This window comes from Mycobacterium sp. DL99 (assembly GCF_004762045.1).
Classification (GTDB): Bacteria; Actinomycetota; Actinomycetes; order Mycobacteriales; family Mycobacteriaceae; genus Mycobacterium.
Map to the genome: position 1 here is coordinate 1,848,785 of NZ_SJOM01000007.1, position 13,946 is coordinate 1,862,730.

General features: G+C 66.2%; 18 protein-coding genes. 5 read left to right on the top strand and 13 right to left on the bottom strand.

Features of this window, described 5'->3' with window-relative positions; genetic code table 11:
* The first annotated feature begins 168 nt into the window (after window positions 1-168).
* Window positions 169-477, top strand: a complete 309-nt coding sequence (gene usfY / locus EYZ64_RS09300) for a protein UsfY (protein ID WP_135453180.1) — start codon at window positions 169-171, stop codon at window positions 475-477.
* 63 nt (window positions 478-540) lie between these two features.
* On the opposite strand, the gene EYZ64_RS09305 is transcribed toward usfY, so the two are convergent.
* Window positions 541-885 carry a hypothetical protein gene (locus tag EYZ64_RS09305; RefSeq protein WP_135453181.1) on the bottom strand — a complete coding sequence of 115 codons (345 nt, stop codon included), beginning with the start codon at window positions 883-885 and terminating at the stop codon, window positions 541-543.
* Between the two features lie 215 nt (window positions 886-1,100).
* On the opposite strand from EYZ64_RS09305, the gene EYZ64_RS09310 reads away from it, so the two are divergent.
* Together EYZ64_RS09310 and EYZ64_RS09315 are read left to right on the top strand one after the other, a co-directional pair.
* Window positions 1,101-1,535: an ATP-binding protein gene (locus EYZ64_RS09310; RefSeq protein WP_135453182.1), complete on the top strand. Its 435-nt coding sequence runs from the start codon at window positions 1,101-1,103 to the stop codon at window positions 1,533-1,535.
* A gap of 26 nt (window positions 1,536-1,561) precedes the next feature.
* Window positions 1,562-2,284 (top strand): RNA polymerase sigma factor SigF, encoded by a 723-nt coding sequence (locus tag EYZ64_RS09315; RefSeq protein ID WP_286175270.1) that lies wholly within the window; start codon window positions 1,562-1,564, stop codon window positions 2,282-2,284.
* Here EYZ64_RS09315 and EYZ64_RS09320 read toward each other — a convergent pair.
* Window positions 2,255-2,677, bottom strand: a complete 423-nt coding sequence (locus EYZ64_RS09320) for an STAS domain-containing protein (RefSeq protein ID WP_135453184.1) — start codon at window positions 2,675-2,677, stop codon at window positions 2,255-2,257. The two genes, EYZ64_RS09315 and EYZ64_RS09320, sit on opposite strands and share 30 nt — an antisense overlap.
* Before the next feature lie 197 nt (window positions 2,678-2,874).
* Here EYZ64_RS09320 and EYZ64_RS09325 point away from each other — a divergent pair, with 197 nt between their 5' ends.
* The gene (locus EYZ64_RS09325; RefSeq protein WP_135453185.1) at window positions 2,875-3,420 is read left to right on the top strand and encodes a nucleotidyltransferase family protein; all 546 of its coding nucleotides are present in this window, start codon (window positions 2,875-2,877) and stop codon (window positions 3,418-3,420) included.
* A 3-nt stretch (window positions 3,421-3,423) separates the two neighbouring features.
* On the opposite strand, the gene EYZ64_RS09330 is transcribed toward EYZ64_RS09325, so the two are convergent.
* The 3 genes from EYZ64_RS09330 to EYZ64_RS09340 form a co-directional block, all read right to left on the bottom strand.
* The gene (locus EYZ64_RS09330; protein WP_135453186.1) at window positions 3,424-4,419 is read right to left on the bottom strand and encodes a malate dehydrogenase; all 996 of its coding nucleotides are present in this window, start codon (window positions 4,417-4,419) and stop codon (window positions 3,424-3,426) included.
* Complete coding sequence (locus EYZ64_RS09335) at window positions 4,416-4,748, bottom strand: hypothetical protein (RefSeq protein ID WP_135453187.1); 333 nt, start codon at window positions 4,746-4,748, stop codon at window positions 4,416-4,418. Before EYZ64_RS09335 ends, EYZ64_RS09330 begins: the two co-directional genes overlap by 4 nt.
* Window positions 4,749-4,835: 87 nt before the next feature.
* Window positions 4,836-6,629, bottom strand: coding sequence for an acetyl-CoA carboxylase biotin carboxylase subunit (locus EYZ64_RS09340; RefSeq protein WP_135453188.1), 1,794 nt, complete (start codon window positions 6,627-6,629; stop codon window positions 4,836-4,838).
* Window positions 6,630-6,830: 201 nt separating this feature from the next.
* Between EYZ64_RS09340 and EYZ64_RS09345 the strand changes: the two genes are divergently transcribed.
* Window positions 6,831-7,547, top strand: a complete 717-nt coding sequence (locus EYZ64_RS09345; protein ID WP_135453189.1) for a DUF6199 family natural product biosynthesis protein — start codon at window positions 6,831-6,833, stop codon at window positions 7,545-7,547.
* A gap of 8 nt (window positions 7,548-7,555) precedes the next feature.
* On the opposite strand, the gene EYZ64_RS09350 is transcribed toward EYZ64_RS09345, so the two are convergent.
* The 8 genes from EYZ64_RS09350 to EYZ64_RS09385 all read right to left on the bottom strand — a co-directional run bounded on the left by EYZ64_RS09350 (window position 7,556) and on the right by EYZ64_RS09385 (window position 13,909).
* On the bottom strand, window positions 7,556-7,975 hold the full coding sequence (locus tag EYZ64_RS09350; RefSeq protein ID WP_167857761.1) for a SufE family protein: 420 nt from the start codon (window positions 7,973-7,975) through the stop codon (window positions 7,556-7,558).
* Window positions 7,972-8,868: a sulfurtransferase gene (locus EYZ64_RS09355; RefSeq protein WP_135453190.1), complete on the bottom strand. Its 897-nt coding sequence runs from the start codon at window positions 8,866-8,868 to the stop codon at window positions 7,972-7,974. The genes EYZ64_RS09350 and EYZ64_RS09355 overlap by 4 nt, the downstream gene beginning before the upstream one ends.
* A 76-nt stretch (window positions 8,869-8,944) precedes the next feature.
* Window positions 8,945-9,172 (bottom strand): hypothetical protein, encoded by a 228-nt coding sequence (locus EYZ64_RS09360; RefSeq protein ID WP_234927067.1) that lies wholly within the window; start codon window positions 9,170-9,172, stop codon window positions 8,945-8,947.
* Window positions 9,173-9,364: 192 nt separating this feature from the next.
* The gene (locus tag EYZ64_RS09365; protein ID WP_135453191.1) at window positions 9,365-10,765 is read right to left on the bottom strand and encodes a 9-bladed beta-propeller domain-containing protein; all 1,401 of its coding nucleotides are present in this window, start codon (window positions 10,763-10,765) and stop codon (window positions 9,365-9,367) included.
* On the bottom strand, window positions 10,765-11,340 hold the full coding sequence (locus EYZ64_RS09370; protein WP_135453192.1) for a hypothetical protein: 576 nt from the start codon (window positions 11,338-11,340) through the stop codon (window positions 10,765-10,767). The genes EYZ64_RS09365 and EYZ64_RS09370 overlap by 1 nt, the downstream gene beginning before the upstream one ends.
* 26 nt (window positions 11,341-11,366) lie before the next feature.
* Window positions 11,367-12,005, bottom strand: a complete 639-nt coding sequence (locus tag EYZ64_RS09375) for a Maf family protein (protein ID WP_135453193.1) — start codon at window positions 12,003-12,005, stop codon at window positions 11,367-11,369.
* Complete coding sequence (locus EYZ64_RS09380) at window positions 12,006-12,284, bottom strand: acyl-CoA carboxylase subunit epsilon (RefSeq protein WP_135453194.1); 279 nt, start codon at window positions 12,282-12,284, stop codon at window positions 12,006-12,008.
* Window positions 12,281-13,909 carry an acyl-CoA carboxylase subunit beta gene (locus EYZ64_RS09385; protein ID WP_135453195.1) on the bottom strand — a complete coding sequence of 543 codons (1,629 nt, stop codon included), beginning with the start codon at window positions 13,907-13,909 and terminating at the stop codon, window positions 12,281-12,283. Before EYZ64_RS09385 ends, EYZ64_RS09380 begins: the two co-directional genes overlap by 4 nt.
* Between the last annotated feature and the right edge of the window lie 37 nt (window positions 13,910-13,946).

The following is a 13,946-nucleotide window of genomic DNA, read 5'->3' on the forward strand; positions in this document are numbered from 1 at the left end:
CCGGTGCCGTCTGTTCGGCGTATGACCTGCTCAGGGCGCTTTGTCTGGCCTCAGCCGGGGCCGTTGTAGACGATCATGGTGTTTTTCTCGCCAGACCTGCCCAGGCGATCTACCGTGGAGTCAGCCCATGCACGGCAGGTGGGGCAGGAATGGCGGGAAGGAGCAGCCATGCACGGCCCAAAAGATCCGGTTGATCACGCTCGGACAACCCGACCGCACGCCGGAGAGTCGATGAAGGACAACGTCATCTTGCCCGCGCTGGTATTGATCCTCGTGGGGCTGGTGCTGTTCGTCGGCACTTTGGCGGCTTTCGCCACTGGCCACTCCGATGTGGGCCTGACCGTAGGCACATTGTCTGCGGCCGGATTCGTCATCGGATCGATGTGGCTGGCGCTCGAACATATGCGGGTGCGGCGTATCGAGGATCGCTGGTACACAGATCATCCCGGCGTCATGCGGCAGCGGCCGAGCAGCTGACGTCCGCGCCGAGCGACCCGGCCGCGGTGCGGCCGGGTCCGTGTCTTGTGGTGCGGTGGGTGCTCAGAAGGTGAGTGCCAGTACGGCGAAATCGATCGCCAACAAAGCTAATCCGGCCAGTGGGACGAGAATGCCGTACCGAAGCCGGGAGGTGAAGATCGATACGGCGATCGTCACCACCGGCACCACGGGCGCGCCGTAGAACAGGATCCCGAACCAGAATTCTCCTGGACCCTTGGTCGCACAGCCCTCGCCGGTGCAGCCGGCCATGCTCATCACCGCAGCCATGCCGTACAGGTACACCGCGACGGCAGCGGGCACTGTCAACAGGACCAGTACCCAGGTCAGCGAAATCCGCATCCGGCGCTGGCCGTTGTGCTGTGTCTGCACAGTCTGTGATTCGGTCATGGCGTCCGCATACCCAGTTTCGGGACTTCTGCACGGGTGGCAGCTCGACTTCGAGGTGATCTGGGCCAACAGCGATTCCTCGACGAGGCGGCAGGTCCGGATCCATGGCGTCGATAATCCCGCGTTGATCACAGGTTTCGGGTTACGCAACGATGGGCATCCCTGGCGGGGGTCCCAGCTTGGGATACTGTCGATCCGAGATGTCGGGAGGTGAGATGGCCGACGAACAGGGCCAACCCAGGCCGCCGCACCGCACGGAGCGGGCGGTGGAGATTCGGGTCGCTGCCAGGTTGGAGAACCTGGCCGTAGTGCGCACACTGGTCGCTGCGGTAGCAGCATTCGAGGACCTTGATTTCGACGTCGTCGCCGATCTGCGGCTGGCCGTAGACGAGGCCTGCACCGCCCTGATCCGGGCCGCGGTCCCGGATTCGAGCCTGCAGCTGACCGTCGACCCGGGTGATGAGACGGTGGTGATCACCGCCGCCACCACCTGCACGGGCGCCGGGGTGGTCGAGCCGGGCAGCTTCAGCTGGCACGTGTTGAGTTCCCTGACCGACGAGGTCAAGACGTTCAACAACGGTGACGGGCCCGACACCGGCCACGTATTCGGCATCACCCTGACGACGAGGCGAGCGAGCCTGCTGCGGTGACGTCCGAATATGCGGATGTTCGCGACATGTTTCGCGAACTCAGCGGACTGTCCGAGGACTCGTCGGCCTACGAACGCCAACGTGAGCGGATTGTCGAGCGGTGCCTGCCGCTCGCCGATCACATCGCACGCCGATTCGACGGCCGCGGTGAACCGCGTGACGACCTGACCCAGGTGGCCAGGGTCGGCCTGGTCAACGCGGTAAACCGATTCGATGTCGAGGCCGGATCGGACTTCGTGTCGTTCGCGGTGCCGACGATCATGGGGGAGGTCCGGCGCCACTTCCGGGATAACAGCTGGTCGGTGAAGGTACCGCGGCGACTCAAGGAACTGCACCTGCGCCTGGGCGCGGCGACTGCGGAGCTGTCCCAGCGCTTGGGTCGGGCGCCGACGGCCTCCGAGCTTGCCGCGGAACTCGACATGGACCGCGAAGAGGTGATCGAAGGACTGGTCGCGGGCAGTTCGTACAACACACTGTCGATCGACAGCGGCGGCGGGGGCGACGAGGACGCGCCGGCGATAGTCGACACGCTCGGCGATGTGGATGACGGCCTGGATCAGATCGATGATCGAGAAACGTTGCGGCCGTTGCTCGCTCAATTACCTGAGCGGGAACGAACGGTACTGGTGCTGCGATTCTTCGAATCCATGACCCAGACGCAGATCGCCGAGCGTGTCGGTGTCTCGCAGATGCATGTATCGCGACTGCTGGCGAAATCGCTAGCGCGACTTCGTGACCAGCTGCAGTAGCGGAGTTTTGCCGTTCAGCATGGACAGTGCCGCGGCCACGCTGTAGCACGTGCGCAGCGCCGAATCCGGGTCGCAGATACGCAGCAGCCGGTTCACGGCCCTGCTGGGCGCCAGCACCCAGTCGATATCGGTCGTCGAGCACTGCAATCCGATGGCCATGAGGGCGGAAAACCCTGCAGTGCCGAAGAATTCGACATTGGTGAGGTCGATCACGACCCGCTTGGCCTTGATGGTGTGCCGCAACGCGTAGTCGGCGAAATCAGCTGCGTTGACGGCGTCGATTTCGCCGTGGGCGCTGATCACCGCCGTTGACGGCGGCAGCCAGCGCGTGGCGAATGTGGCTGGCGATTCGTCGGTCTGGTCTATCAGTGCGCTCGTCGAAAAGACGGTCATTGGTAGCTCCATCAGTCGTAATACACGTATTCGTACTGTTGGTGCGGCGTCAATCGACAATGATGCGAGTTCCCGCGCGTATGTCGATGACGCTCGCTGCGGCTGTGAACTCAACCTGCCAACGACCCTACCGCGATCAAGGTCATCGAACAATTTGTCTGAGTGGATTCTTATAGTTCCAGGTCAGACTGTTTCGCATGCCGAACACCAACGCCATTGCCGGGGTGCTGCTGGCCGCCGGTGCGGGCACCCGCTTCGGAATGCCGAAAGTTCTTGCTGAAGAGGGTGATTGGCTGTCGCGGGCGGTGATCGCACTCGATGACGGCGGTTGCGATGACGTGATCGTGGTACTCGGTGCCGCCGTGGTCGAGGTGCCTGCGCCCGCCCGCACAGTGGTGGCCGCTCGCTGGGCCGATGGCATGAGCGCGTCGGTGCGCGAAGGGCTGGAGGCCGTCGGCGACGCCGAATGGGTCGTCCTGCACACCGTCGACACCCCGGATGTCGGGGCCGGGGTCGTGGCCCGGGTCCTGGGCGCAGCGCGCGCCTCCGGCTCCGGCCTGGCACGCGCCAGCTACGACGGTCGCCCCGGTCACCCCGTCGTCGTGTCCCGCAGGCATCTGGCGGCCCTCGCAGCCACGCTGCACGGCGACCAAGGGGCCCGTGCGTTCCTGGGCGGCCGCGACGACGTCATCGCCGTGGAATGCGGTGACCTGGCCACCGGACTCGACATCGACGAACGCTGACCGCTAGAGCAGGCCGAGCCGCTCGACCGCCTGGCGCTCGTCGAGCAGTTCGGCCACCGACGCGTCGATACGGGCCCGGGAGAAGCCGTTGATCTCCAGGCCCTCCACGATCTCCCAAACTCCGTCGACCGCGCGCACCGGCAGCGAGGCGACAACCCCCTCGGGCACCCCGTAGACACCGGGAGAAGGCAGTGCCACCGACGTCCAGTCATCGGGATCGGTGCCGTCCACCCAGTCCCGCACATGGTCGATGGCCGCGTTGGCGGCCGACGCCGCCGACGAGGTGCCCCGGGCCTCGATGATCGCGGTACCGCGGGTGGCGACGGTCGGGATGAAGTCGTTGGTCAGCCAGTCGGTGTCTGATGCGTAGTCGGAGCCCGGCCGCCCGTCGACCACCGCGTGGAAGATGTCGGGGTACATGGTCGGGGAGTGGTTGCCCCACACGGTCACCCGGGACACGTCGGTGACGTGCGCACCCGCGTGGGTGGCCAGGGCGGCGACGGCCCGGTTGTGGTCGAGCCGGGTCAGCGCGGTGAAACGCTGCGCCGGGATGTCGGGGGCGTGCGCGGCGGCCACCAGTGCATTGGTGTTCGCCGGATTGCCGACCACGACGATGCGCACGTCATTGGCCGCGCCGGCGTTCAGGGCCTTGCCGGACTCGGCGAAGATCGCGGCGTTGGCCGCCAACAGGTCCGCACGTTCCATGCCTTTACTGCGCGGCCTGGCCCCGACCAGCAGCGCGACGTCGACACCGTCGAACGCCCGCACCGGGTCGTCGTGAATCTCGATGTCGACCAGCCCATCGAAGGCGCTGTCGACCAGTTCCATGACGACGCCTTCGGCCGCACGGACCGCTGAGGGCAGTTCCAGCAGGCGCAGCTTCACCGGGACGTCACGTCCCAGCAGGGCGCCCGCCCCGATGCGGAACAGCGCGGCATAGCCGATCTGGCCGGCCGCACCGGTCACCGTGACGACCTTGGGGTTCGCGGGCGTGCTCACGTGTGCACCTCCAGCCCGAGGATTTCCGTCGCGTACCGCCGCACGGTGTCCTCCGAGATCGCGGCGGCATCCTCGAAGCCGGGGCGGCCCCGACTGCTCAGGAATCCGGTGGCGGGATCGAGGATGACCTCCGCGAGCAGCTCGCCGGTGGTCGGTTCACATACCGCCCACGTGTACCGGGTGTCATCGGCCCAGCCGTCCTCGGCGTCGTGAACGTAGTCCAGGTCCTCCTCGCCCAGGTCGGTGAGCGCGGGCCGGTCGTCGACCCGGTCGTCGGCACGCAGTCCGCGCAGATACCACTGGCCGTTGTTGATCTCCACAGGTTCCACAGGACCAGCGTTCCATAGGCGCCCGCCTGAAACGCCGCGAGGCCGTAGTCACCTGGTGACTACGGCCTCGACGGAAAGAACTGGGCGTTACTTGATCTCGGCGATCACGGTGCCCTGGGTGATGGCGGCACCGGCCTCAACGGACAGGCCGGTGATGACGCCGTCCTTGTGGGCGGTCACCGGGTTCTCCATCTTCATGGCCTCAAGCACCACCACGAGATCGCCTGCGGCGACTTCCTGACCCTCTTCGACGGCCACCTTGACCACGGTGCCCTGCATGGGTGCGGTCACCGAGTCACCCGAGGCCGCGGTGGCACCGCCGCCACCGCGCTTGCGGGCCTTGGGCTTCTTGCGGACGACACCGGCGGCAGCGCCGCCGCCGCCACCGAGCGCCAGGTCACCGGGCAGCGACACCTCGAGGCGACGTCCGCCGACCTCGACGACCACGGTCTGGCGAGGAATGGTGTCCTCTTCCTCGATCGGATCGCCACCGGTGAACGGCTCGACGGTGTTGTCCCACTCGGTCTCGATCCAGCGGGTGTGCACGTCGAACTTCTCGCCGTCACCGATGAAGGCCGGGTCGGCGGTCACGGCGCGGTGGAACGGGATGACCGTGGCCAGGCCCTCGACGTTGAACTCAGCCAGGGCGCGACGTGAGCGGGCCAGGGCCTCTTCACGGGTGGCGCCGGTGACGATCAGCTTGGCCAGCATCGAGTCGAACTGGCCGCCGATGACCGAGCCGCTCTCCACACCGGAGTCCATGCGGACGCCCGGGCCGGTCGGTGCCTCGAACTTGGTGACCGGGCCGGGGGCGGGCAGGAAGCCGCGGCCGGCATCCTCACCGTTGATGCGGAACTCGAACGAGTGGCCGCGCGGGGTCGGATCCTCGGTGATGTCCAGGGCTTCGCCGTTGGCGATCTTGAACTGCTGCAGCACCAGGTCGATGCCCGAGGTCTCCTCGGTGACCGGGTGTTCCACCTGCAGACGGGTGTTGACCTCCAGGAAGGAGATCAGGCCGTCCTGGCCGACCAGGTACTCAACGGTGCCGGCACCGTAGTAGCCGGCCTCCTTGCAGATGCGCTTGGCGGACTCGTGGATCTCCTTGCGCTGCGCGTCGGTCAGGAAGGGGGCCGGGGCCTCCTCGACCAGCTTCTGGAAGCGGCGCTGCAGCGAGCAGTCGCGGGTGCCTGCGACCACGACGTTGCCGTGGGTGTCAGCGATGACCTGGGCCTCGACGTGGCGCGGCTTGTCCAGGTAGCGCTCGACGAAGCACTCACCACGGCCGAACGCGGCGACGGCCTCACGGGTCGCCGACTCGAACAGCTCGGGGATCTCTTCGAGGGTGCGGGCGACCTTCATGCCGCGACCGCCACCGCCGAAGGCGGCCTTGATCGCGACGGGGACGCCGTACTCCTCGGCGAACGCGACGACCTCGTCGGCATCCTTGACCGGGTCCGGGGTGCCCGGCACCAGCGGTGCCTGTGCCTTGGCCGCGATGTGGCGCGCGGTGACCTTGTCACCGAGATCGCGGATCGACTGCGGGCTCGGCCCGATCCAGATCAGTCCGGCATCGAGCACGGCCTGGGCGAAGTCGGCGTTCTCCGACAGGAAGCCGTAACCCGGGTGGATGGCGTTGGCGCCGGACTTCGCGGCGGCGTCCAGGATCTTCTCGAAGACCAGGTACGACTCGGCTGAGGTCTGACCCCCCAGGGCGAAAGCTTCATCGGCGAGCCGTACGTGCGGTGCATCGGCGTCCGGCTCGGCATACACGGCCACGCTGGCAAGTCCAGCGTCTTTGGCGGCCCGGATCACCCGGACCGCGATCTCCCCGCGATTGGCGACCAGCACCTTGGAGATCTTTGAGCTGGCGTGGTTGGCCACGGTGCCTCCTCGGCAGTTCTCTAAGAAACGTCTTTAAGAATCTATCGCGGGCAGTTTATGCGCCGCACCTTGAGGCTTCCCAATCCGGTATCGGTTACCGATGAGTAGGTTTTGGCTGAAATCTGTCGGTGGACACATCGATCCTGCTGACGTGCGAAATTCCCGTCTCGGGGGACAGTCCGACGCTATTACCGTTGGCCCGTGGGCGCGGGGATATTGGTCATTGTCGTGGGCGTGTTGGTGGGCGGGGCCATGGCGACCTCACCGAAGCGCATCTGGTGGGTCACCCAGTCGTGGAAGTTCAAGGATCCGGAGGCGAACGAACCGAGCGACACTGCCTACGGGATGACCCGGGCGGGCGGGGTTTTCGTGATCCTTCTGGCGCTGTTTCTGGGTGCGTCGACCATTCACAGTCACTTCCAGCGGCAGAACCGCCGCGAAGCGCAGGAGCAGCAGCAGGCGGCTGAGGCGGCCTTTGTCGCCCCCGCGCCGGAGAACCGCGGCCAGCTGCCGGTGATCGGCTATTTCGCCGAGGAGAGGGAGCGCGGCGCGACGATCACGGTGTATTACCTGGCGCCTGGCGAATCGGTGCGTGAGGCGATAAGCCACATGAACCACAGGGACAGTTACCCGTGCTACACCTCGGCGGGTCCGAGTCCGGCGTGGGACGCGCCACCGGTCGTGAACCCCGAATTGATCTGGGCGCCCAAAGAACTCGGCGACCTCGCGAAGTCCGAAGGCTGCCGTCCTGGCGCCGGTCGTGAGGTTCACGAAACGTCACGGTTCGTCGACAGTTCGGTGGCACTGCCGGTCGTCACCGACTCGGCCATCGTCGATCGGAACGGAACCGAGATCCGGCCGGCGGCGCCGGGCAACGTCGTCCCCAAACTCTCTGAGGAACTCCGGACAGACCCCTGAGCGCGCGCTCAGGCCGCGCGCAGCCGCCGCTTGATCCGCGTCAGCATCGCCGACATTCCGCGTAGACGCAGCGGGCTGATCAGCGCGGCCAGGCCCAGCGCGGTGTAGAAGTCGTCGGGCACCGCCAGGATGTCATCGGCGGACTGGCCGTCCAGGCCGGTGGCCAGGATCGCCGCGAACCCGCGTGTTGTGGGGGCCTCCGGGGGAGCGCTGAAGTAAAGCCGAACCTTCTCCCGGTCGGACGCGTCGACGTCCAGAAACAGCGGGGACTGACACTCCGGAACCGGCTCCATGGCCGCTTCCTCGAGGTGAGTCGGCAAGGGTGGCAACTCGGTGGCGAACTCCAACAACAGCTGCAACTTGTCCTGGCCGGTCACCTCCTGGAAGTCGGAGACAACCTCCGCCAGGGAGTCCGGCATCGAACTCATGAGGCGCTCGGGGCGTCACCTGGATCCGGGCCGACGGCCACGGGGACCCGAACCGCGTTGCCCCATTCGGTCCATGAGCCGTCGTAGTTGCGCACACCGGGCAGCCCGAGCAGGTGGGTCAGCACGAACCAGGTGTGGCTGGAGCGCTCACCGATCCGGCAGTACACCACCGTCTCGTCGTCAGGGTTGAGGAAGCTGTAGAGCTCCTCGAGTTCGGCGCGGGTGCGGAACTGACCGCTGTCCTTGGCTGCCTTGGCCCACGGGATCGACTTCGCGGTGGGGATGTGCCCGCCGCGAAGCGCGCCCTCCTCCGGGTAGTCGGGCATGTGGGTGCGTTCGCCCGTGTATTCCTGGGGTGAGCGGACGTCGATCAACGGCTGCTTCCCGAGGATGTCGAGCACGTCGTTCCGGTAGGCGCGGATCGGGGCGTCGTTGCGCTCCACCACCGGGTAGCCGCTGGACTGCCGGGTGGGCACCTCAAGGGTGGTGTCACGACCGTGGGAAACCCACAGGTCGCGCCCGCCGTCGAGAAGGCGCACGTCAGGGTGGCCGAACAGGGTGAACACCCACAGTGCGTAGGCCGCCCACCAGTTGCTCTTGTCGCCGTAGATGACGACGGTGTCGTCGCGGCTGATGCCCTTGCGGTCCATCAGCTCGGCGAACTGCTCACCGTTGATGTAGTCGCGCACATTGGGGTCATTGAGGTCGAGATGCCAGTCGATCTTGACCGCGCCCGGGATGTGGCCGGTGTCGTAGAGAAGGACATCCTCGTCGGACTCGACGATGGCCAAACCGGGCCGACCCAGGTTGCTGGCCAGCCAATCGGCAGTGACCAGGCGCTCCGGATGGGCGTACTCGGCAAGGGTGGGGCTGGGATCAGCAGGCAGCGGCACACCAAGAGCGTACCGTCGGTCCGGATATTGGCGCCGTGGCACTGTCGACGGGTCGACGGCCGGTGCTGATCGACACCTAGGCGGTGAATGCCACCTCGTAGGCCACGGCGAAGCGGCGGGCGCCATTGTTGGCGCGGAACAGCGAGCCGCCGTTCTGAGACCAGGTCACCACACGCAGCAGTCGCTTACCCGGCGACAGGCGCTTGGAGATGATGTCGGCGAATGCGGCGCGCAGCCGCTCCAGATCGCATGTCTCGAAGTCGCGTGCTACGCGAACATCCCACATTGTTTCTTCGACTGGCATCGGCCCAGTGTCAACCCGTAGTTGAGACTATTCGGGACGTCGGCGCGGCGTGCCGCCTCTGAGAAGGTTGCAATTTGGTCACTGTGCGCCGGTGGAATTCACCACGGTGGTGCCGACATCGAGTCGGCCGGCCTCAGTCGAAGAGAATCGGCGCTGTGGAAGGCGTTGTGACAACGAACTTTTCGGGTGCTTCTACGGTGCTCGCAGCCCGGTGAGCTGATCGAAGCGGTACCCGACCAGAGCGTCACCGACCTGGAAAACCCCGTTGTAGTCGACGGGCTGCCGCCACAGGACCCGACAGGTGGCCATATCGGTGGCTACGAGATTGATCCCGTTGGGGCTGTCCGTGGTTGTCAGGACGACCGATGCCTTGCCTGCGACGTAGTCTGCGAGGTCCACACCGCAGGCCTGACCGCTCGCCCCGGTGGCCAGATCCCAACGCTGCCAGCGATGGTCATTCGGCTTGTCCGAGATCGGTACGTACAGCTGCGAACCCACGTTGCGGAACGACGATGGAGTGTTGCGCGTGACCGGGATCGTCGCGACTTCTCCTCCGTCCGGCTGGAAAACCCGAAAGACGTCCCGGTCCATCGCGATCAGCACGGAATCGATGGCGTAGACGCCGTAACCCGTGAGTTCTCGACGGGCCAGCAATCGGCCGGTGTTGTCGTAGAACAGCACCCCAGCCGTCGGACCGCTCTCGAATTGGTAGGCAAAGCCGGCCGGGTAGGTAACCGCGCGCTTGAGTGCGGTGCCGGGAGGTGGCGTCGGGGTGAGTTCGTGACCGTCGGACACCGAGAACACGCGGTATGCCGGGTCTTTCGTACTCGCCAGCTGTACCGCCACTGTCGCCGAGGTGCCGCTCGATTGCGGCTTGTTGGGTTCCGCTCCATCGCCTGGCACGAACCACGTCAACTCGGCGTGCTCCCCGATGCCGCGCAGTCCCTCGCCGGGAGCGCTCGCGGCAAGCCAGATGGGGTGTCCGCCCACGGCGGCCGTCGCCACCACACCGTCGAAGCCACCATCGAATTCGGCATCGCCGGTGAAGCTGACCGCACCCCGGTCAAGATCGACCACTGTCACTCCGGTCTTGCCGTCATGGCCTTGTCCGTACGGCAGGCACAGGGCCCTCGCCGGACCGTTGCGCATGCAGGTCCCGAACCTGCTGCCGGGAAAATCTGGCAATTCCACCGGCGCGAAAAGCGCTTCGCCCGAGTGGGTATCGATCCCGAACAGCCAGGTTTTGGCAGTGCAGTTCTCGGCGCAGTCCGCGAGGAAGTACGCGAAATGCCCACGGGTGGCGAATGGGCGGCCACCGATCGAGGTGTCTGCGGGCAGGCCCAGTGATCCGGCGGTGACCTGCCATCCGGGAACCAGCGCGCGATCGAGCCCGAAGGCCACGAGTTGACCCGGCTCGTCCGCGGGCGCAGCCCGCGAAACCTTCGGTACATCATTGGTTTTCGTGGGAGGGGTGGTGATGATCGAGTCGGTGTGTCCCTGGATTTTCGGTACGGCGAGGCCGGCCGCAATGGCCACGACCACCACGGCCACGAACGTGCCGACGACCAGCCACAACCCGCGCCGCCGCGACATCAGAACGTCCAGCTTCCCGCCGGGGTCAACATGAACCCACGGTTGACGACCGGATCGATACATGCGGTCACATTGCCCTCTGCGACCGCACACGTGATGTTCGACGAGGTCAGTTTCTGGCCTGGCTTGAGCACGGTGGATGGCCGGGCGACATCCGCTTTCGGGCAACTGCCACTGCTCGCATAGCTGTGGAGAAATCCGTACGTGTCGGCCCCACCTACCCAGTCGCCCTGGAATCGCACTTCGGTGCATCCTGGTTCGTCGCGGTCGACGACATGAGAAGGAACACCGGGGACATTGCCGATGCAGTTGATTTCCGGGTGCTTGACGACATCGTTCGACTGCTGCCAATTGCAGTACACCCCATCGGGAGTGCCGAACGACACGGTGCTGCCCTTGCCGCCCCGGCCGTAGTCATAGCTGTGCGTGAACGGCCCGGCATCGACTGCCACGAACTTGTCGAGGTCAGGAAACCCGGGGGGATACGCGTGAGCCGCGGGAATGCCGATTGTCATCACCGCGGCGGCGATCACAGCGACCAGCCCACGTCGCGCGGTCCCCACCCAAGCTGGCACGACTGCCATCGTAAGTGGGCGAACGATCAGTCTTGCGCAGAACTTTTCCACAGATCGGCGATCGACACCCCGGCCGCGGCAAGCATCCGGCGCAGCAGTGGCAGACTCAGGCCGATCACATTGGACGGATCGCCGTCGATGCCGTCGATGAACCAGCCACCCAGCCCGTCGATCGTGAAACCGCCTGCGACACCGAGCGGTTCGCCGCTTTCGAGATACGCGTCCAGGTCGGCGTCGGTCGGTGAGCCGAAATGCACTGCGGTGATACCGGTATCGGCGATGCGATGGGTGACGGCTCCGTCACGCACGACAAGCACCGCGTGGCCCGAATGCAGCTGAGCAGTCCGGCCCGACATCGCCTGCCATTGCCGCCGTGCGGTATCGACGTCTTTTGGCTTGCCGCACAGCTGCCCGTCGAGAAGCAGCATCGAGTCGCAGCCGATGACGACACAGTCTCCGGCGATCGCCGGCGGCAGATGGGTGAACACCTCGTCGGCCTTGGCGGCGGCCAGTGCGCTCACCACCTGCTCGGGTGGGGCGTCGGCCAACGACACGAGGACGGCGTCCTCGTCGACACCGGACACCACCACCAACGGATCGAGGCCGGCCTGGCGTAGAACGCCAAGCCGGCCCGTCGATGCCGAACCCAGAACGACCCGGGTCATCTAGCGCCGCATGTGGGTGCGCTCCCACAGCGTGATGCGCTGCCAGCTGAAGATCGAGTAGCGCAGCTTGTCCACCGGATGCCCCCACAGGTTGCGGTCGCGCACCACGGGGCCTTCGACGCCGCCACCGGCGGTGCCGAGGATGGCCATCAGCGCGGCCATCTCCTCGTCGGTGGGCTGACCGCGCAGCACCTTGATGTGTGCCTGGTGGTCCGCCTTGCCCTCGTCGGCGGCGACGTCGGCCTGCTCCGCCACGGTTCCCTCGCTCGCCCCGCTCACAGTGGGATGTTCCCGTGCTTCTTCGGCGGCATCTGGATGATCTTGCGCTCCAGCAGCCGCAGGGCGTTGGCCACGTAGCCACGGGTGTGCGACGGGGGGATGACCGCGTCGACGTAACCGCGCTCAGCGGCGATGTAGGGGTTGACCAGAGTGTCCTCGTAGGTCTGCTGCAGCTCCAGGCGCAGCGCGTCGACATCCTCGCCGTTCTTGGCTGCGTCCCGCAGTTCGGAGCGGTACACGAAGCCCACCGCGCCCGAGGCGCCCATCACGGCGATCTGAGCCGTCGGCCAGGCCACCACGACATCGGCGCCCATGTCCTTGGAACCCATCACGCAGTACGCGCCGCCGTAGGACTTGCGGGTGATGACGGTGACCTTGGCGACCGTGGCCTCACCATAGGCGTAGAGAAGCTTGGCGCCGCGCCGGATGATGCCGTTGTACTCCTGGTCGGTGCCGGGCAGGAAGCCGGGAACGTCGACCAGCAGGACGATCGGGATGTTGAAGCAATCGCAGGTCCGGATGAACCGGGCGGCCTTCTCCGAGGCGTTGATGTCGAGGCAGCCGGCGAACTGGGTCGGCTGGTTGGCCACGATGCCCACCGGGCGGCCGTCGACCCGGCCGAAGCCGATCAGGATGTTGCCGGCATACCCGGCCTGCACCTCGAGGAACTCATCGTCATCGAGGAGGCGGGTGATGACCTCGTGCATGTCGTACGGCTGATTCGGGGAATCCGGGATCAGCGTGTCGAGCTCGATGTCCTCGTCGGTCAGGGTCTCCTCGATCGAGCCCTGCGCCGCGGCCACCGGGTAATGCGGCGGCTCGGCGTAGTTGTTCGGGGGCAGGAAGCTCAGGAGATCGCGGACGTACTCGAAGGCGTCCTGCTCGCCGGAGGCGACGTAGTGCGCGGTGCCGGACTTGGCCATGTGGGTGTGGGCGCCGCCCAGCTCCTCCATGGTGACGTCCTCGCCGGTGACCGTCTTGATGACGTCAGGCCCGGTGATGAACATCTGACTGGTCTGGTCGACCATGACGATGAAGTCGGTCAGCGCGGGGGAGTACACGTGGCCACCGGCCGCGGCGCCCATGATCAGCGAGATCTGCGGGATGACACCCGAGGCCTTGATGTTGTTGTGGAAGATCCGGCTGTACAGGCCGAGGGAGACCACACCCTCCTGGATGCGGGCGCCGGCGCCGTCGTTGATGCCGATCAGCGGACGGCCGGTCTTGATGGCCAGCTCCTGGACCTTGACGATCTTCTCGCCGTAGACCTCACCGAGGCTGCCGCCGAACACGGTGGCGTCCTGGCTGAAGATGCAGACGTCGCGGCCGTCGATGGTGCCGTAGCCGGTGATCACGCCGTCGCCCAGCGGCCGGTTGCTCTCCAGGCCGAAGTTGGTGCTGCGATGCTTGGCGAGCGCGTCGAGTTCGACGAACGACCCCTCATCGAGCAGGGCAAGAATGCGCTCGCGGGCGGTCAGCTTGCCCTTGGCGTGCACCTTGTCCACGGCAGCTTCGCCGACGGGATGCAGCGTCTCCTCGGCCCGCCTCTTCAGATCGGCCAGCTTGCCTGCAGTGGTGTGGATGTCCACCTGGTGCTCGGCGGACGGCTCGGTAACGCTCGTCATGAGTCACGATGTTATCGGTAACCCTAAGACTGGTCTA